The sequence below is a fragment of the Rhizobium sp. SG741 genome (assembly GCF_012275435.1).
Taxonomy (GTDB): Bacteria; Pseudomonadota; Alphaproteobacteria; order Rhizobiales; family Rhizobiaceae; genus Rhizobium; species Rhizobium lusitanum.
In genome coordinates this window covers 123,019-142,142 of the sequence record NZ_JAAZQP010000005.1, presented here as the reverse complement: position 1 = coordinate 142,142, position 19,124 = coordinate 123,019, and the positions used below count along the sequence as shown (strand labels likewise).

Sequence of the window (19,124 nt, the reverse complement as noted above, 5' to 3'; positions counted from 1 at the left end):
TATATCCCTTTCCGAACGCAAATCGTCAGGCCCTCCGCCGTTGCCGCGGCTTTGTACCTGGCCCTCACCCTAGCCCTCTCCCCGCAAGCGGGGAGAGGGCCAAGCACAAAGCGCCACATCGGCGGACACACCCGACCATCGCTCAACCCAGGAGCCCCGTGATGTCGCAAAAGCCAGTCAAAACACCCGGTCCCGATCATCCCATCACGATCGAAGAGAAGCATGCTCATGTCACCGTTTCCGTCGCCGGCAAGATGATCGCCGACACCCACGAAGCGCTGTCCCTCAAGGAGGCATCCTATCCGGCTGTGCTCTATATCCCGCGCAAGGATGTCGATCTGTCGTTGCTGGAAAGAACAAGCCACGAAACCTACTGCCCCTATAAGGGCGACTGCTCCTATTACAGCATCCCCGCCGGCGGCGAGCGTTCTGTGAACGCGATCTGGACCTACGAGAACCCTTATCCCTCGGTAAGCCAGATCAAGGACTACATGGCCTTCTACCCTGATCGGGTCGACGTGATCGACATCATCACCTAAAGCGCCAGACCGCTCGACGCATCGAAGACGTAGACCAGGTCCGGGCTGACGGTAACATTCAGCGGCTGACCATAGCGCACCGGCGCCTCGCCATCGACGACGGCCGTCACCTGCTCGCCGGCGAGGTCGAACAGCACATGCGTCTGGGCGCCGGTCGGCTCGACCAGCAGCGTCTGGCCGCTGAGCGGCGAACCGCCGCTCGCAAGGCTCAGATGCTCGGGCCGCAGGCCGATCTTCACGCTCTGGCCCGGCTTCACCTTGCGCTCGCCGGCGATGCGCACCGACGTGCTATCCTTCAGCCGCACGGCCGGGGCGCCATCCACACCATCGACCACACCGTCGAGGAAATTCATCGCCGGCGAGCCGATGAAGCCGGCGACAAAGAGATTGGCCGGCTTGCGGTAAAGCTCGATCGGCGTGCCCTGCTGCTCGATCTTGCCCTGGTTCAGGACGACGATGCGGTCGGCAAGCGTCATCGCCTCGATCTGGTCGTGGGTCACGTAGATCGACGTCGTCTGCACCTTCTGATGCAGCGCCTTGATTTCCGAGCGCATCTGCACCCGCAATTTGGCATCGAGGTTGGACAGCGGCTCGTCGAACAGGAAGACGGCCGGATTGCGCACGATGGCGCGGCCCATGGCGACACGCTGGCGTTGGCCGCCGGACAGCTGCGCCGGCTTGCGGTCGAGCAGCTTGGTGAGATCGAGCATGCGCGCCGCTTCGTTGACGCGCTGCTCGATCACCGGCTTCGGCTCACCCGAGAGCTTCAGGTTGAAGCCCATGTTCTCGGCGACGGTCATGTGCGGATAGAGCGCATAGGACTGGAAGACCATGGCGATGTTGCGCTCGCGCGGCGTCATGCCATTGACCACCTGCCCGCCGATCGACACATCGCCGTCGGTGATTTCCTCAAGCCCGGCGATCATGCGCAAAAGGGTCGATTTCCCGCAGCCTGAGGGGCCGACGAGGGCGATGAACTCGCCGTCATCGATTGCCAGCGAGATATCGTGGATGACCGTGAGCGCCCCATAGGCCTTGTGGATATTGTGCAGTTCGACGGATGCCATGCTTTTTGCTCCGATAGGGCTCAGGATTTCACCGCGCCGGCGGTAAGACCGGCGATGATATGCTTCTGCGCCAGGAAGAAGACGATGATGGTGGGCAGGATGGTCAGCGTGATGAAGGCGAGCACCAGCTCCCACTCCGTGCCGAATTCGCCGCTATAGACCATCATGCCGAGCGGCCAGGGATAGATCGAATCCGAGTTCAGCATGATCAGCGGCAGGATGTAGCTGTTCCAGCTGCCGACGAAGGAAATGATGCTGACCGTGGCGATGATCGGCCGCGATAGCGGCAGCGAGATATGCCAGAAGAAGCGGATATAGCCGCAGCCATCGACGAAGGCCGCCTGGAACAATTCTTCCGGAAGGTTGCGAAAGTAATTGCGAAAAAGCAGAATGCTCATGCCGAGGCCGAAGGCGACCTGCGGCAGCACCACGCCCCAATAGGTGTTGAGCAGGCCGAGATCCCGGATGCGGATGAACAGCGGCAGGATGGCGGTCGCGGCCGGAAACATCAGGCCGATCAGGAAATAGTTCAGCAGGAAGTTCGAGCCGAAGAATTTTACGTGCGCGAAGGCGAAGGCTGCCATCGCCGAGACCGATACCGTCAGGAACACGGTCAACACGGCGATGATCAAAGAGTTCATCATTTGCCGCCAGTAGCGGTCGCCGAACAGGATGCCGGCATAATTCTCGAAATGCCACTCGGCGGGCAGGCCGAAGGGATTGGTGCGAAGATCGCCGAGCGACTTGAAGCCGCCGAGCGCGGTCGTCAGCAGCGGGATCAGCACGATGGCGGCGATGATGGTGAGCGACACATAGAGATAGATCTTCGTGCCGGTGCTCAGTCGAACGGATGTGGCCATATCAGTCATTGCGCATAAATATCCGTTTGTAGCCGAAGGCGAGGGTGACGCAGATCACGAACAGCACGACGCCGACGGCGCTGCCGAGCCCGACCTGCATGCGGGTGACGCCGAAATTGTAGAGGAAGGTCACCATCGTCTGCGTCGAGTTGAACGGTCCGCCGCCGGTGAGCGGCATGATCATGTCGAAGAGCTGCAGCGATCCCACCACGGCGAAGAACACGGAGAGACGCAGCGTCGAGCCGAGCAGTGGCAGGGTGACGTAACGGAACTTCTGCCAGCCGGTGGCGCCATCGATCTCGGCGGCTTCCAGCACGCTCTTGTCGAGGGATTGCAGGCCGGCGATGAACAGCATCATGTGGAAGCCGAAATATTTCCACACGATCACGCCGAGCACCGCGTACATCGCCAAATCCTTGTCGGCGAGCACGTAAGGCGTGGGCGTGCCGAGGAAATGGGCGATCGCGGCGAAGAGGCCGTAGTCACCGTCATAGACGAAGCGCCAGATCAGGCCGGCAGCGACTTCGGCCAGCACATAGGGCAGGAAGAAGATCAGCCGGAAGAGCACGACGCCGCGGATGCGGTTGGCGAGCATCGTTGCCAGCCAGATCGCGAGCGGCACCTGAATGGCGATCGACACCACGATGATCAGCGCATTGTTCTTGAGCGATGTCAGGAACGCGCCGTTCTTGAACAGCACCTGGAAATTGCGCAGGCCGACGAATTCAGTGGGCGGACCGTAGCCGTCCCAGCGATAGAGGCTATACCAGGCCGCTTCCCCCATCGGCAGGATGACGAAGATGGTGAAAAGCAGAAGCGCTGGCGGCAGGAACAGTAGGATGACCGGCATGCGGCCGCGTGCGGCGGGCGACTTTCGCTTCGCTGCGGGCTTCGCCCGTGCGACGGAGGGCATGGCGGTCGTGGCGCTGACATCGGTCATAGATAATCCTGACCCCTGAAGTTCCAGGGAAGCCTACGTCGTCTTGGAATGGCGAGCCGGTATTAGGAGCCGGCTCACCCGATCAATTGTCACGCCAAAATTCAGATGAATTCCACAAATTGGCGCTAGGGCACATTTCACCTTCTCCCCGCCGGGGAGAAGGACGCCCGAAGGGCAGGTTGAGGGGGCGTTGCACCGCAAGGGCCGCAAAGAATATGCCGCACCCCCCTCATCGGTCTCTCACCGCTTCACTTCGCTCAGCGTCTCGATCCACCTTCTCCCCGTTGGGGCGAAGATCTAAGATATCAAAGCTGATCCTGCTCGAAGGCTTCCTGAACCTGCTGCGCGCCATCCTTCGGGGTGACCTGGCCCGAGACGATACCGACAGCCACGTCGTTGACCACGCGACCGACGGACGGGCCGAGATCCTGGTCGAAGAAGTTCTGGTGCCAGGTCGAATGCGCCAGCTGGTCGGCAGCCTCATGCATCAGCGGACCCTTGACGCCGTCTTCAGCGCCGACAGCTACCGGGATGATCATGCCGGCCTGCGCCATGGTGCGCTCATTTTCCGCATTGGTCAGATAAGCGAGGAAATCGAGCGCTTCGGGCGGAGCTTTCTTGGTGACGGCCCAACCGTTCAGGCCACCGAGCGTATCGGTCCCAAGGCCAGCGCCACCGGTGACGGCCGGAAAGGCGAAGCGGCCGACATTGTCGTTCGCCAGGCCCTTGCCATCGCCGGCATTGGTGCGCTGGTTGGCGACGGTATTCTCGAACCCGAGGATCATGGCAGCCTTGCCGTCGCCGAAGACGCCGAGCGCCTGCGGCCAGGTGGTGCCGAGATAGCCAGGCTGGAAGGGCTCGAGCTTGCCGAGTTCGGCGAGCTGCTCGCCGGCCTTGATGATTGCCGGATCGTTGAAGCCGTTGCCCTTGCCATTCTTGGCATCGCTGAAGACCTGCTGGCCGCCGTCGCGCATCACCAGATAGCTCCAGTAGAAATGGATCGGCCACTTCTCGCCGCCGCCGCCGGCGATCGGCGCGATGCCGGCCGCCTTGATCTTCTTGACCGCGGCCAGATAGTCATCCCAGGTCTTGATAGCGCTCGCGTCGACGCCAGCCTTGGCGAAGAGCGCCTTGTTGTAGAAGAAGGAAACGGTGCCCATTTTGTACGGCACGGCGCTGATCTTGCTGTCGAAGGTCAGGCCTTTGACGGCGGCCTGATTATAGCTCTTCGACCACGCACCGTCCTTGGCGTTCATGGCCGCAGTGAGGTCCTGCAATGTTCCGGTCTGCTGTTGCTGCTTCAGCACGCCGCCGCCCCAGCTGAAGAAGAAATCGGGAGCGTCCTTCGATTGCAATAGTGTCGGCAGTTTCGCCTTGAAGGCCTCGTTGGCCAGGAACTGCATCTCGATCTTCGTACCGGGATGCTTGGCCTCATACTGATCGGCGATCTTGCGCCAGACGGCAACATAAGTCGGATCGGTTTCCAGATGAAGCCATTTGACGACGGTGTCGGCGGCAGCGCTCGACACGCCGGCCAGAATCGCCAATCCGGTCGTTGCGGCAATAGCGGCGATGCGAAGGGCCTTGGCCCCACGTAGATGGATCATGATTTTCTCCTCCCAAGGGAACCAAGAGCCTCAATATTTTTTCCCTTATGCGGATTAATTCAACGGAGCTTTGCTGAAATGTCAACCACCATCGCTAAATTTTCGGCAGATCGTCGGTAAAACGGCTTGACATTGGGCAATGGGCATAGGTTATTTAATACGCATTCCGTTAAAAATACCAGGCCGCCGCCGAGCGGGTCCGACATCCGGCACCATTCTCATGAAAACAGCAGATCCCGAACTCATGCGGGCGATAAACCGCTTCAACGTGCTGGATACGATCCGGCGGGCGGGCTCCATCGCACGCATCGAAATCAGCGAGCGCACCCAGCTTTCGACCACCACGGTCTCGGCGATAACAGCGTCCTTGCTGGATGACGGCCTGATCCTGGCGCGCACGGAGGGCGACCTGCGCGAGGCCGCCGCCCGAGGCCGGCCCCGCGTCATGCTGGAACTCAATCCGGATGCCGCCCGCGTCGTCGGCGCGAAGATCGCCGCCAACCGCATGGTCTTCGTCGTCACCGATTTTCGCGGCGAAGTGCTTTCGACGCTGACGCTGGCGCTCCGCGTCGACCGGCAGCCGATCGGCGTCATCGCCGATCTGATCGAGGACGGCGTGCGCCGCTGTGTCGTCGACGCCAACCTGGCGCTTGATGAAATCGATTCGGTCTGTCTCGGCCTGCCCGGCGTCGTCGAACACCGCACCGGCCATGTGCGCACCAGCCCGATCTTCCGCGAAACCGGCGTCGATTTCGCCAGGGAAATGTCCGAACGGCTGGGCGTCACCACCATCGTCGAAAGCGACGCGCACGCCATCACGCTCGCCCATCACTGGTTCGGCAAGGCACGAGACCTTGACGACATGGTGCTGGTGTCGCTGGAACAGACACTGGGGCTGGGCGTACTTCACGGCGGCCAGCTCTTTCGCGGGGCCGGCGGCCTCAGCCACAATCTCGGTGACCTCGTTCTCGGCATCGGGCCGCAGGGCACGGTCAGACTGGCGAGCCTTGCCGGCGAGAGCGCCATTCTCGGCGATCAGCCGAGCGGCCGCTTCGCCGAGGCGATCCGCCTCGGGCAGGGCATGGCGCATGCCAAGACGCTGATTGCGGCGGAAGACAATACGCTGATCGGCGCGGCGGTCCGCGCCGGCGAAGCCTGCGGCACGGCGCTCGCCAATATCGTCACGCTGTTTGCCCCGCCGCGCGTCATTCTTGTGGGATCGAGCCTGGCGCTCGGCCAGCCCTTCCTCGACAGCCTGCGGGAGGCCTATTCACTGGCAATCCCGCCGTCGATCAAGGGGGTGACCGAACTGGTATTCGACCAATCGACCGACGAGACCTGGGCGCAGGGCGCAGCCGTCGTCGCACTGCGCGAACTCTACGAATCGCCCTGGGGCACGACAGGGCCGGCACCGGCCCTCTGATCCTCGGGGACAGGCAAAGACAATTATCTGGAGGAAGTCTATGAACAAGGTCGGCATCGGCATTATCGGCTGCGGAAACATTTCCGGCGCCTATCTCACCGCCATGAAATCCTTTCCCATTCTCGACATCAAAGGCGTCGCCGACCTCAATCGCGAGCTTGCCGAGGCAAAGGCCGCCGAATTCGGCCTGAAGGCGGTTGAGATCGCAGCCCTGCTCGCTGATCCCACGGTCGAGATCATCGTCAACCTGACCATCCCGAAGGCGCATGTCGCGGTCGGCCTGCAGGCGCTGGATGCCGGCAAGCACACCTATTCGGAAAAGCCGCTCGGCATCAATTTCGCCGAAGGCAAGAAGCTTGCGGACGCGGCTGCCGCCAAGGGTCTGCGCATCGGCGCGGCGCCCGATACCTTTCTCGGCGGCGGCCATCAGACGGCCCGCGCCATCATCGACGAAGGCGCAATCGGCATCCCGGTCGGCGGCACCGCCACCTTCATGTGTCCCGGCCACGAGCGCTGGCATCCGAATCCGGCTTTCTATTACGAAATCGGCGGCGGCCCGATGCTCGACATGGGGCCCTACTACATCACCGACCTCGTCAATCTGCTCGGCCCCGTCTCACAGGTCGCAGGTTTTGCCGTGACGCCGCGCAAGGAGCGCATCATCACCAGCGAGCCGCGCAATGGCGAGCACATCCCCGTGCATGTCGCGACCCACGTCGCCGGCGTCATGGCCTTTGCCAATGGCGCGGTCGTGCAGATCGGCATGAGCTTCGACGTCGCCGGCCACAAGCATGTGCCGCTCGAAGTCTACGGCACCGAGGGCACGCTGATCGTGCCCGACCCCAATCGCTTCGGCGGCCCCGTCGAGTTCCTGAAGAAAGGCGGCGAGTTCGCGGAGCGCGAAATCACGGCTCCCTATGCCGACGGCAATTACCGCTCTCTCGGCGTCGCCGATATGGCGCATGCCATCCGCTCGAACCGTCCGCACCGGGCCAATGGCAGCCTGGCGCTGCACGTGCTCGAGGTCATGGAAGCCTTCCAGACCGCGTCCGATAGCGGGCGCACGGTTACCATAACGACGCAAACGGAACGTCCGGCCCCGCTGTCCGAATCCCTCGTGGACGGAAAAATCGGCCGCTAACCGCGCAATTTCAGGAGGAATATCATGCGTGAAGCACTTATCGTCTGGGGCGGCTGGAGCGGCCACGAGCCGCAGGAATGCGCCCATATCATCCGCGACATGCTGGAGGAGGACGGCTTCAAGGTCTATCTCGAAAACAGCACCGAAGCCTTTGCCGATCCCTCGATCCACGATCTCAGCCTGATCGTGCCGATCGTCACCATGTCGAAGATCGAGAAGGAAGAGGTGAAAAACCTTGCCGCCGCGATCGAGAGCGGCGTCGGCATCGCCGGCTATCACGGCGGCGCCGGCGACTCATTCCGAGAGAGCGTCGAGTACCAGTTTATCATCGGTGGCCAATGGGTCGCCCATCCCGGCAACATCATCGACTATACCGTCAACGTCACCCGCCCGGACGATCCGATCATGGAAGGGATCACCGATTTCCCCTACACGTCCGAGCAATATTACATGCATGTCGACCCGTCGAACGAGGTGCTGGCGACCACGACCTTCACCGGCGAGCACGCCTACTGGATCGACGGCGTCGTCATGCCGGTGGCCTGGAAGCGCAAATACGGCAAGGGCCGCGTCTTCTATTCCTCGCTCGGCCACCAGGCCAAGGAATTCGACGTGCCTCAGATGAAAACGATCTTCCGCCGCGGCGCCAACTGGGCGGCGCGCTGAGGGCGCCTGCCTCTTTCTGGCAAGGATTGCCCCTCATTTAATGCGAGCAAGAGTTGCCCCTCTCCCCGCGCGCGGGGAGAGGGGACGATCCCGGTCCCTCGCCTCTCGATAGGCTGGAAGGAAGGCTGCGGGTGCCCCATCCCCTTCTCCCCGTGCCGACCGGGAGAAGGTGGCCGATAGGCTGGATGAGGGGCCTAGGAGGCTTCAGGAACTTTAGTGGCCCCATACCTCATACCGGCATGAGAAGCCGGTCACCCTTCACCTTGCTACCTTGACCCGAACTGATAAAATACCGCCAGCAAGCCACAAACTCTTGTGCTGCTTGCGCTTTTCGTTGCCATGGGGGTGGGATGGATTAAGGCGCCATGGAAGCACCCAACAGCTCGTCGGTCAGCTACGGCACCGAACCGGGATTGCGTTTCGCCTCCCTGCTCGACGGGCATGGTGGCTGCAGGCAGCTCAGCATGGATCAGGTCGGTTCCTACAAGCCCGGAGAGGGCGTCACCTGGCTGCATTTTGAGCGCGACCATCCGGCGACCGCCGATTGGATCACCCACAGGAGCAATCTTGATCCTTTCGTGGTCGAGGCGCTGCTGGAAGAAGAATCGCGTCCGCGTGTCGAACCGGTAGGCGACGGACTGTTGATCATCCTGCGCGGCGTCTGCGCGACATCGCCCGATGGCACGACGCAGAAGCCCGCCGATATCGATCTGGTGCCTCTGCATCTCTGGGTCGATGGCAATCGCATCGTCTCCCTGCGCGATAGCGGCCACTACATCACGGCGCTGCGCGATATCCGCCTGTCGCTGGAGAAGAAAAAGGGGCCGCAGCGTTCCGGTGAACTGCTCGCCCTGATCGCCGACAAGCTGGTACGCGATCTCGAACCCGTGCTCGACGCCATGGACGAAGAGGTGGATGAGCTCGATGAGCTGATCTTTCACGGCGAGGCCGGCCAGGTGCGCGAACGCCTGAAGCTGCTGCGCCGCCGCGCCGTGCAGCTTCGCCGTTACCTGGCGCCGCAACGCGATGCGCTGAACCGCATCGAACATGACGACGCGCCCTGGCTTGCCGAACGCGATAAGCTGCGCCTGCGCGAGGTCATCGACAAGCTGATGCGCTATATCGAGTATCTCGACGCCATCCGCGATCGCACCAGCATCCTGCATGACGACCTGTCGACCGTCATCAGCGAGCGCATCGCCCGCAATTCCAACCGCCTCGCCGCCCTAGCTGCCCTGCTCCTGCCGCCGAGCGTGGTGGCCGGCCTGTTCGGCATGAATGTCGGCGGCATTCCCGGCGTCAACGACACCTGGGCCTTCGTCGTCATCGTCCTCTTCGTGACGATCACATCGATCGCCACCCTCTGGGTGCTGAAGCGCATCAACTGGCTTTAACGCCCGGCTCTCGGTTCGGCCAAGCCCATGGCGCAGGCAATCCTTTCGAATAGGCAGCAGGCAATCCCGGCCGACGAGCCGAGCATTGGCCAGGCGATCAAAGGTGCCTGAGCAGCCTGAAACCATCCACCCGCCTTTCGGGTCTGAAATATGGTTTCCTTATATTTCCAATCCCGATCAATCGGTTATCCGTTTTGTTATTTTTTGCTAAGATAAGACCTGGGCGAGATTTATGAAGCGAAACTGAAACGCGACCAGTTTTCGTTTGACATTCCTTTATCTTCATTTATCGTCATTCTTGTTTCGGTTTTCGCGTGAGGGGTGCAAATCGAAACGGGGGAGGTATCATTGTCCAGACATCAGATCCGCATCGGAAATGGCACGAAGTACGGCACAGCAAGCCGCACCGCCGCCATCAACCTCGCGCACCTTGGTTTTCGCTGCCACGACGTTTGCGCAGGCGGATCGATGCAATTCTTTCTACGACCATAGCCTCGGCAATAGACGGCACCCGGTGAAGGCATAGCCCGATCCGGACGGATCAGTCTTCTTGAAATCCTCGTGGCGGCATCGGCCTGCGACGCATGGAGGGAATCTATCGTGCTTGAACTCAAAGGCGTCTCGAAGTCGGTCACCGGCGAGACGCATATCGCGGAAACGAACCTGACGCTGCAGCGCGGCACGCTGAACGTGCTTCTTGGGCCGACGCTTTCGGGAAAGACATCGCTGATGCGGCTGATGGCCGGCCTCGACAAGCCGACCACGGGCACGATCCATGTCGACGGTGCCGACGTCACCGGCCTGCCGGTACAGCGCCGCAACGTCGCCATGGTCTACCAGCAGTTCATCAACTACCCCGCCATGACGGTCTACGACAATATCGCCTCGCCCATGCGCCTCAGCGGCGCGAATGCGGCAACCATCGACCGGGAAGTGAAGAAGGCCGCCGACATCCTGCGGCTCGGCCCCTTCCTCGATCGCCTGCCGCTCAGCCTCTCCGGCGGCCAGCAGCAGCGCACGGCGCTTGCCCGCGCCATCGTCAAGAAGGCAGGGCTGGTGCTGCTCGACGAACCGCTCGCCAATCTCGATTACAAGCTGCGCGAGGAATTGCGCGCCGAGCTGCCGAAGATTTTCGCCGAATCCGGCGCCATCTTCGTCTACGCCACCACCGAGCCCTCCGAGGCGCTGCTCCTTGGCGGCAATACCGCGACCCTGTCGGAGGGACGCATCACACAGTTCGGATCGACGATCGAAGTCTTCCGCAATCCGAAGGACCTGATCACCGCGACCACCTTCGCCGATCCGCCGCTGAACACCATAATTCTGAACAAGCGCGGCAGGGAATTCGTGCTGGACGAGAATATCCACCTGCCCGTGCCGCAAGGCCTCGAAAGCCAGCCGGACGGCCGCTACACGATCGCCTTCCAGCCGCATCACCTGGCCCTTGCGCCGCAGACGCCGGAAGCCGTTGCCGCGCCGGCGAAAGTGATGGTAACCGAGATCACCGGCTCGGAAAGCTTCATCCATCTCGATTTTTTCGGTCGGCGCTGGGTGATGCTGACCCAGGGCGTCCAGGATATCGACGTCGATGATGCGATCGATGTCTATATCGACCCCCGCCACATCATGGTCTTCGACACCGATGGCGCCGCCGTCGCTCCCGACCTGCAACAAGCCGCCTGAGGAGAGACATCGCCAATGGCACGTATCGATCTTGACCACATCAGGCACGCCTACAACGACCATCCCAAATCCGATGCGGACTACGCGCTGAAGGAAGTGAACCATAGCTGGGAAGACGGCAGCGCCTATGCGCTGCTCGGACCGTCCGGCTGCGGCAAGACCACTTTGCTCAATATCGTCTCGGGCCTGGTGCAAGCCTCCGAGGGCCGCATCCTGTTCGACGGCAAGGACGTGACCCGGCTATCGACCCAGGAGCGCAACATCGCCCAGGTCTTCCAGTTCCCGGTCGTCTACGACACGATGACCGTCTACGACAACCTCGCCTTCCCGCTGCGCAACCGGCATGTTCCGGAAGCCGACGTAAAGCGCAAGGTCGATGAGATCATCGAAATGATCGGCCTTTCCGACAGCGCCCACCGCAAGGCGCGCGGGCTGACGGCTGACGCCAAGCAGAAGATCTCGCTCGGCCGCGGTCTCGTGCGCTCCGATGTCAACGCCATCCTCTTCGACGAACCGCTGACGGTCATCGACCCGCATATGAAGTGGGTGCTGCGTTCGCAGCTGAAACAGCTCCATCGTCGCTTCGGCTTTACCATGGTCTACGTCACCCACGACCAGACGGAAGCGCTGACTTTCGCCGACAAGGTGGTTGTCATGTACAATGGCGAGGTGGTGCAGATCGGCACGCCGAACGACCTGTTCGAACGCCCGCGCCATACCTTCGTCGGCTATTTCATCGGCTCGCCGGGCATGAATGTCATGCCGGTCGAAATCGAAGGCCGCAACGCGCGCCTCGGCAACCGTACGATCATGTTGCCCGGCGCGCTGCTGGAAAAACGCGCCGGCCGCTCCGAACTCGGCATCCGTCCGGAATTCGTCCGCATCGGCCGTGAGGGCATTCCCGCCACCGTCACCAAGGTCGAGGATCTCGGCCGCCGCAAGGTGGTCCGCGCCAAGCTGGATGGTCAGGATATCGTCGCTGTCATCGGCGAGGACCAGGCGGTGCCGGCCGAGCCGCATATCGCCTTCGATCCCGCCGGCATCAATATCTACGCCGACTCCTGGCGCATCGAGATGGGAGCCTGACGATGGACAAGACCTGGAACAACAAAGCCTGGTTCATGCTCATTCCCGTTCTGCTGCTGGTGGGCTTTTCCGCCGTCATTCCCTTGATGACGGTGGTGAACTATTCGGTGCAGGATACCTTTGGCAACAACGTCTTCTTCTGGGCGGGCACCAGCTGGTTCGAGCAGATCCTGCATTCGGGCCGTTTCTGGGATGCGATGTTCCGCAACCTGATCTTCTCCTTCGTCATCCTGGCGATCGAAGTGCCGCTCGGCATCTTCATCGCCCTTAATATGCCGAAGAAGGGTGTCGGCGTGCCGGTCTGCCTCGTATTGATGGCCCTGCCGCTGCTGATCCCCTGGAACGTCGTCGGCACGATCTGGCAGGTCTTCGGCCGCAGCGACATTGGCCTGATGGGCTATGTCCTCGTCGGCCTCGGCATCGACTACAACTACGTCTCCGATCCGGTCGACGCCTGGGCGACGATCATCCTCATGGACGTCTGGCACTGGACGAGCCTCGTCGTGCTGCTCTGCTATGCCGGCCTCGCCTCCATTCCCGACGCCTTTTACCAGGCGGCCAAGATCGACGGCGCCTCGCGCTGGTCCGTCTTCCGCTACATCCAGCTGCCGAAGATGAACCGGGTGCTGCTGATCGCCGTGCTGCTGCGTTTCATGGATAGTTTCATGATCTATACCGAACCCTTCGTCGTCACGGGCGGCGGCCCCGGCAACTCGACGACCTTCCTGTCGATCGATCTCGTGAAGATGGCGCTCGGCCAGTTCGACCTCGGTCCGGCGGCGGCCATGTCGCTCGTCTACTTCCTTATCGTGCTGCTTCTGTCCTGGGTCTTCTACACCGTCATGACCAATTACGATGCGGGAGCAAGCCAATGAGCGGCAAACCCCTGTCCACCACGGCCGACGACGCCGCGCTGCACAAGATGGCAGTCTCCGGTGCGACCACAGGCAATGCCGCCGCTGCCGGCGCGCAGGTTGCGCGTAGGCAGAGCGAGAAGGGCCGATGGTCCTGGCTGGTGCCGGCGATCTACATCGTCTTCCTGCTCCTGCCGATCTACTGGCTCGTCAACATGAGCTTCAAGACCAACGAGGAGATCGTCAACGGGTTGACGCTCTATCCGCACGCGCCGACACTGCGCAATTACACGATCATCTTCACCGATCCGTCCTGGTACAAGGGCTATATCAACTCGATCACCTATGTCGTCATGAACATGGTGATCTCGGTTGCCTGCGCCCTTCCCGCGGCCTATGCCTTCTCGCGCTACCGCTTCCTCGGCGACAAGCACGTGTTCTTCTGGCTGCTGACGAACCGCATGGCGCCACCGGCGGTGTTCGCGCTGCCCTTTTTCCAGCTCTATTCCGCCTTCGGCCTGATCGACACCCATATCGCAGTGGCATTGGCGCATTGCCTGTTCAACGTGCCGCTCGCGGTCTGGATCCTCGAAGGCTTCATGTCCGGCGTGCCGAAGGAGATCGACGAGACAGCCTATATCGACGGCTATTCGTTCCCGCGCTTCTTCATCAAGATCTTCATTCCGCTGATCGCCAGCGGCATCGGCGTCGCCGCCTTCTTCTGCTTCATGTTCTCCTGGGTCGAGCTTTTGATTGCCCGCACGCTGACGGTGACCGACGCCAAGCCGATCGCCGCCATCATGACGCGAACGGTCTCGGCCTCGGGCATGGACTGGGGCCTGCTTGCCGCCGCCGGCGTGCTGACCTTGGTCCCCGGCGCGCTCGTCATCTATTTCGTCCGCAACTACATCGCCAAGGGCTTCGCGCTCGGCCGCGTCTGAAGGGAAACCGCCATGAACACAGATTTTTCCTGGATGGCCTGGACGCTGCCGACAGCGCTGTTTTTCTCGACGATCCTGGTGCTGCTGATCGGCATGGCGGTCTGGGAATATGTTTCGCCCGGCGGCAATCCGCGCGTCGGCATCCTGCATTTCGAAACGACACGCGGCGACCGGCTGTTCATCTCGCTGCTTGGCGCCGCCTTCATCCACATCGCCTGGCTGGGCCTGGGAGGCCCCAGCCTGTGGTGGGCTCTTGCTCTTTCCGTGGTCTACGCCATCGGCGTCTTCCGTCTGGTCTGAAGCAAACTGGTACGGAGGCCGGGGGTCTGGCCGCCTGGGAATATACTCGCAACCTGTAGGGAGGAATTTATGCGAAGACATCTCTTAACGACGACGGCAGTCGCCCTGCTGGCCTTGGCCGGCACGGCTCATGCCGGCATGAACGAAGCCAAGGCATTCCTGGACAAGGAGATCGGCGACCTCTCGACGCTCTCGCGCGCCGACCAGGAAAAGGAAATGCAGTGGTTCGTCGACGCGGCCAAGCCCTTCCAGGGCATGGAGATCAAGGTCGTCTCGGAAACGCTGACGACCCACCAGTACGAATCGCAGGTTCTGGCACCGGCCTTCACCGCCATCACCGGCATCAAGGTCACGCATGACGTCATCCAGGAAGGCGACGTCGTCGAAAAGATCCAGACGCAGATGCAGACCGGCCAGAACCTCTATGACGGCTGGGTCAACGATTCCGACCTGATCGGCACCCATTGGCGCTACAAGCAGGTGCGCAACCTGACCGACTGGATGGCGGGCGAAGGCAAGGACGTCACCAATCCCGGCATCGATATCCCCGATTTCATCGGTACCAGCTTCACCACCGCTCCGGACAAGAAGCTCTACCAGCTTCCCGACCAGCAGTTCGCCAACCTCTATTGGTTCCGCTACGACTGGTTCAACGACGAGAAGAACAAGGCCGATTTCAAGGCCAAGTACGGCTACGATCTCGGCGTGCCGGTCAACTGGTCGGCCTACGAGGATATCGCCCAGTTCTTCACCGGCCGCGACGTCAACGGCAAGAAGGTCTTCGGCCATATGGACTATGGCAAGAAGGACCCATCGCTCGGCTGGCGCTTCACCGATGCCTGGCTTTCCATGGCCGGCAACGGCGACAAGGGCCTGCCGAACGGCCTGCCCGTCGACGAATGGGGCATCAAGGTCGATGCCAATTCCCGCCCTGTCGGCTCCTGCGTCGCCCGCGGCGGCGACACCAACGGCCCCGCTGCCGTCTACTCCATCCAGAAATATCTCGATTGGCTGAAGGCCTATGCACCGCCGGAAGCCCAGGGCATGACGTTCTCGGAATCCGGTCCGGTTCCGGCGCAGGGCAACGTCGCCCAGCAGATCTTCTGGTACACGGCCTTCACCGCCGACATGGTCAAGCCCGGCCTGCCGGTCATGAACGCCGACGGCAAGCCGAAGTGGCGCATGGCACCGTCTCCGCATGGCGTCTACTGGAAGGACGGCATGAAGCTCGGCTATCAGGACGTCGGTTCCTGGACGCTGATGAAATCGACGCCGGTCGATCGCGCCAAGGCCGCATGGCTCTACGCGCAATTCGTGACTTCGAAAACGGTGGACGTGAAGAAGAGCCATGTCGGCCTCACCTTCATCCGCGAATCCACCATCCGCGACAAAAGCTTCACCAAGCGTGCGCCGGAACTCGGCGGTCTGATCGAGTTCTACCGCTCGCCGGCACGCGTGCAATGGTCGCCGACCGGCACGAACGTTCCTGATTATCCGAAGCTGGCACAGCTCTGGTGGCAGGCGATCGGCGATGCCGCATCGGGTGCCAAGGACGCACAAGGCGCCATGGACGCCCTTTGCGCCGACCAGGAAAAGGTGATGCAGCGCATCGAACGCGCCGGCGTTCAGGGCGATATCGGCCCGAAGCTCGCCGAGGAACACGATCTCGCCTACTGGAACGCCGATGCCGTCAAGAACGGCCATCTCGCTCCGCAGCTGAAGATCGCGACCGAGAAGGAAAAGCCGGTCACCGTCAACTACGACGAACTGGTGAAGAGCTGGGCCGACTCGGCCAAATAAACCCGATCGATCGATTGAGGAGATGCGGCTGTGCCGGGGTCTGAAAAGGCCCCGGCATTTTGCTGTTCCCAGCCCAAACACTTCTCAGGCGCGCGTCAACGGGACCTTGGTACGGCACCCCGGCGATGGGCTCGGGCGGAGTCATCAACCAAAATCAGCCGAATCGGGGTGCAACCAGTTGTCATATGCTTGACACATTCCATCCGCGCGCAAACTATCCTTACCCGGATCAAGACTTTCACGCCTGTTTGAAATCGTTGATGCGGCCCGTTGATTTTACAGAATTTCATAAAGGAGAACGGAGTGAGAAATAGATACTTTGGACGCCTGGCATTCGTGTTCGGCCTCGCTGCAGCCGTGCCGGCTTTTGCCGCCGATGTGCCGGCCGCCATGCCGGACGATAATCTCAACGCCGTTCTCTGGGACCAAACCTCGGTCGAAGCCCAGGCCAATGCGCTTGGCGCCTATGCGCTCGCCCGCCTCCGGCTTGACGAAGCGCTTGCCGACAAGAACTGGACGGCAGCACCGGTCGAGCAAACGGGCAGTTTCCAGGATTTCCCGCCGGCCATCATCCTCGATGTCGATGACACCGTGCTCAATACCTCGCCCTATCAGGCGCACAACATCACGGCGGGCACCAGCTTCACGCCGGATAGCTGGACGAAATATGTGAATGCCCAGCAGGACAAGCCGATCCCGGGCGCGGTCGACTTCACGCAATATGCAGCCTCGAAGGGCGTCAAGGTCTTCTACGTCACCAACCGCACTGCCGATGAAGAAAAGCCGACCGTCGAGGAAATGAAGCGCTTCGGCTTTCCGATGGGCGACAATGTCGACACTTTCCTCAGCGCCAAGGAACAGCCCGATTGGGGCTCCGCCAAGGGCACGCGCCGCGCCTTCATCGCCAAGAACTACCGCATCCTCTTGATGTTCGGCGACAATTTCGGCGACTTCACCGACGACTACAAGGGCACGGTCGAGGAGCGCCAGAAGGTCTTCGAAGCCAACGCCGCCCACTTCGGCCACGACTGGATCGCCATCGCCAACCCGACCTACGGCTCGTTCGAGAGCGCCCCCTACAAGGGGGATTACAAGTTGCCGCCCGAGAAGCAACGCCAGCTGAAGCAGGATGCGCTGAAGCCCTGGGATGGGAAGTAGCCATCGTTCGAGGGTGATTGTCAGGCACGTTCAAGTCTGTGGAACCTTAGTGCCTGGCCCCTCATCCTAGCCTTTTCCCCGCAAGCGGGGAGAAGGGACGATCGAGAAACCGCCGATCTTCAGGGAGACTGAAGCTAAGTCAGGCATGATAACCCCCTCGCCCCGCTTGCGGGGAGAGGGTTGGGGTGAGAGGCCAGGCACAGAATCAAGGCAAAGCCGAACCAGCCTGACCGTCATCCACTCACATAGCCGGCCTTCAATCAGCTCTTCCGCTTCAGCTTCGTCGCACCTTCCTCCACCAGTCTCTTGGCCGCCTCGGCGACCGTGATCTTGCCAAAGGCGAGCTGGTCGGCGACGGGACGCGCGACGTTCTGGTCGAATTCTCCGGAGCCGAGCGGCGCCGGCACGGGATAGGTGCCGACCTGATCCTTGAGCAGCTCGATATATTGCACCGTCTGCTGCTCTACCGGATTAAGCGTCGGCAGGATGGCGGCGCGCACGGCTGGCGACATCGGCACACCGCGCTCGACGCCGAGGATCTTGCCTGCTTCGACATCGTTGACGAAGAAATTGATGAATTTCGCCGCCGCTTCGCCGTTCTTGCTGGTGGCGCCCACGCTCCAGATCAGCGCCGGGCGATAGTAATGGCCGGAGGGGCCGTCTTTCTTTTCGCGCGGCAGCATCGTGACGGCGAGCCTGCTCTTGACCACGAGCTGATAGCCGACGAGCTGGTTGGAATAGGCCATGCCGATGGCCGATTTGCCGAGAGCCAGGCAATTGCTTTCGATGACGTTCTGGTCGAGCGTCTGGACATCGGCGGAGACTGTGCCGCCGCGCTTGCGCAGCTCTTCCCAGTAGCTGTACCATTCCTTGGCATCGTCGACGCCGAAGCCGAGCCCGCCCTCCTCGGTAAAAAGGCTCTTGCCGCGCTGGCGCAGCCAGACATCGAGAACATAATTGTAGCGCGCGCCGTAAGGCCCGCCCCAATAGCCGCGTTTGCCGGCCGCCTTGGTCATCTCAACGGCAAGATCCGCATAGTCTGCCCATGTCGTGGTGGGGCCCGGCGGCGTCAGGCCGGTCTTCTTGAACATGTCCTCGTCATAGAACATCGCGAAGGAATTGAGCCCAAGGCCGACGCCGTAAAGCTTGCTGTCGACGGTCGTGAGCTTCAGCACATCCTTGCCGAAACTGTCGACATTCAGCGTCGAGGGCACGAACTGATCGAGCGGCATGCAGGCGCCGCGCTTGGAATAATCGGAAATCGTGCTCGGCTCGAGCTGGAAGACATCGGCGATGTTCTGGCTGGCCATGCCAGTCGCAAGCTTGGCCCAGTAGCCGTCACCGCTGATGCTCTCGCCGATGACGGACAGATCGCGATTCTTGCTGTGAAACAGTTCGGCGACGGCGACCGTGCGCTTGCCGCGATCGGGCGAGCCCCACCACATCGCCCGCAGTTGCGTGGCGTCGGCGAAGGCCGGCATCGCCCATCCCCCGAACGCGAGACCCGCAGCAGCTCCGGCAGTTCCGATCATGAATGAGCGGCGCTTCATGCGCATGAGATTCCTCCTTCTCTTGCGTTGTCATCCGCGACGGTCTCCCGACGTCTTCAGCGGACAATTCCGGGCGAAGATATGCAACTTCATTGCGCTGTGCAATAAAAAACTC

17 protein-coding genes are annotated in these 19,124 nt (G+C 61.6%); 12 read left to right on the top strand and 5 right to left on the bottom strand.

Features of this window, described 5'->3' with window-relative positions:
• The first annotated feature begins 161 nt into the window (after positions 1 to 161).
• Positions 162 to 539, top strand: a complete 378-nt coding sequence (locus FHT29_RS14825; RefSeq protein WP_168599796.1) for a DUF427 domain-containing protein — start codon at positions 162 to 164, stop codon at positions 537 to 539.
• Here FHT29_RS14825 and ugpC read toward each other — a convergent pair.
• From ugpC to FHT29_RS14805, 4 genes are all read right to left on the bottom strand, one after another.
• The gene (gene ugpC, locus FHT29_RS14820; protein ID WP_168599795.1) at positions 536 to 1,606 is read right to left on the bottom strand and encodes a sn-glycerol-3-phosphate ABC transporter ATP-binding protein UgpC; all 1,071 of its coding nucleotides are present in this window, start codon (positions 1,604 to 1,606) and stop codon (positions 536 to 538) included. The genes FHT29_RS14825 and ugpC overlap by 4 nt on opposite strands.
• A 20-nt stretch (positions 1,607 to 1,626) precedes the next feature.
• Positions 1,627 to 2,475, bottom strand: coding sequence for a carbohydrate ABC transporter permease (locus FHT29_RS14815; protein ID WP_047637711.1), 849 nt, complete (start codon positions 2,473 to 2,475; stop codon positions 1,627 to 1,629).
• Positions 2,468 to 3,406 carry a sugar ABC transporter permease gene (locus FHT29_RS14810; protein WP_047553871.1) on the bottom strand — a complete coding sequence of 313 codons (939 nt, stop codon included), beginning with the start codon at positions 3,404 to 3,406 and terminating at the stop codon, positions 2,468 to 2,470. Before FHT29_RS14810 ends, FHT29_RS14815 begins: the two co-directional genes overlap by 8 nt.
• 305 nt (positions 3,407 to 3,711) lie before the next feature.
• Entirely contained in the window at positions 3,712 to 5,013 is a 1,302-nt protein-coding gene (locus tag FHT29_RS14805) for an extracellular solute-binding protein (protein ID WP_037195980.1), read from the bottom strand.
• Between the two features lie 220 nt (positions 5,014 to 5,233).
• On the opposite strand from FHT29_RS14805, the gene FHT29_RS14800 reads away from it, so the two are divergent.
• The 11 genes from FHT29_RS14800 (at position 5,234) to FHT29_RS14750 (ending at position 17,459) form a co-directional block, all read left to right on the top strand.
• A complete protein-coding gene (locus tag FHT29_RS14800; protein WP_047553874.1) occupies positions 5,234 to 6,436 on the top strand; it encodes an ROK family transcriptional regulator in 1,203 nt (400 codons plus the stop codon).
• Between the two features lie 40 nt (positions 6,437 to 6,476).
• Positions 6,477 to 7,577: a Gfo/Idh/MocA family oxidoreductase gene (locus tag FHT29_RS14795; RefSeq protein WP_047553875.1), complete on the top strand. Its 1,101-nt coding sequence runs from the start codon at positions 6,477 to 6,479 to the stop codon at positions 7,575 to 7,577.
• 24 nt (positions 7,578 to 7,601) lie between these two features.
• A complete protein-coding gene (locus FHT29_RS14790) occupies positions 7,602 to 8,243 on the top strand; it encodes a ThuA domain-containing protein (protein ID WP_047553878.1) in 642 nt (213 codons plus the stop codon).
• A 365-nt stretch (positions 8,244 to 8,608) separates the two neighbouring features.
• Positions 8,609 to 9,637, top strand: a complete 1,029-nt coding sequence (locus FHT29_RS14785) for a zinc transporter ZntB (protein WP_047553880.1) — start codon at positions 8,609 to 8,611, stop codon at positions 9,635 to 9,637.
• A 600-nt stretch (positions 9,638 to 10,237) separates the two neighbouring features.
• A complete protein-coding gene (locus tag FHT29_RS14780) occupies positions 10,238 to 11,320 on the top strand; it encodes an ABC transporter ATP-binding protein (RefSeq protein ID WP_047554401.1) in 1,083 nt (360 codons plus the stop codon).
• 15 nt (positions 11,321 to 11,335) lie between these two features.
• Positions 11,336 to 12,406 (top strand): ABC transporter ATP-binding protein, encoded by a 1,071-nt coding sequence (locus FHT29_RS14775; protein WP_037195970.1) that lies wholly within the window; start codon positions 11,336 to 11,338, stop codon positions 12,404 to 12,406.
• A gap of 2 nt (positions 12,407 to 12,408) precedes the next feature.
• Positions 12,409 to 13,281, top strand: a complete 873-nt coding sequence (locus FHT29_RS14770) for a sugar ABC transporter permease (protein WP_047553883.1) — start codon at positions 12,409 to 12,411, stop codon at positions 13,279 to 13,281.
• Positions 13,282 to 13,328: 47 nt separating this feature from the next.
• On the top strand, positions 13,329 to 14,201 hold the full coding sequence (locus tag FHT29_RS14765; RefSeq protein ID WP_234903919.1) for a carbohydrate ABC transporter permease: 873 nt from the start codon (positions 13,329 to 13,331) through the stop codon (positions 14,199 to 14,201).
• Between the two features lie 12 nt (positions 14,202 to 14,213).
• The gene (locus tag FHT29_RS14760; protein ID WP_047553886.1) at positions 14,214 to 14,501 is read left to right on the top strand and encodes a DUF2160 domain-containing protein; all 288 of its coding nucleotides are present in this window, start codon (positions 14,214 to 14,216) and stop codon (positions 14,499 to 14,501) included.
• A gap of 69 nt (positions 14,502 to 14,570) precedes the next feature.
• Positions 14,571 to 16,301 carry an ABC transporter substrate-binding protein gene (locus FHT29_RS14755; protein ID WP_047553889.1) on the top strand — a complete coding sequence of 577 codons (1,731 nt, stop codon included), beginning with the start codon at positions 14,571 to 14,573 and terminating at the stop codon, positions 16,299 to 16,301.
• Positions 16,302 to 16,604: 303 nt separating this feature from the next.
• Positions 16,605 to 17,459 (top strand): 5'-nucleotidase, lipoprotein e(P4) family, encoded by an 855-nt coding sequence (locus tag FHT29_RS14750; protein ID WP_047553892.1) that lies wholly within the window; start codon positions 16,605 to 16,607, stop codon positions 17,457 to 17,459.
• Between the two features lie 260 nt (positions 17,460 to 17,719).
• Here the strand turns inward: FHT29_RS14750 and FHT29_RS14745 are convergent, their stop codons facing one another.
• Positions 17,720 to 19,015: an extracellular solute-binding protein gene (locus FHT29_RS14745; protein ID WP_168599794.1), complete on the bottom strand. Its 1,296-nt coding sequence runs from the start codon at positions 19,013 to 19,015 to the stop codon at positions 17,720 to 17,722.
• Between the last annotated feature and the right edge of the window lie 109 nt (positions 19,016 to 19,124).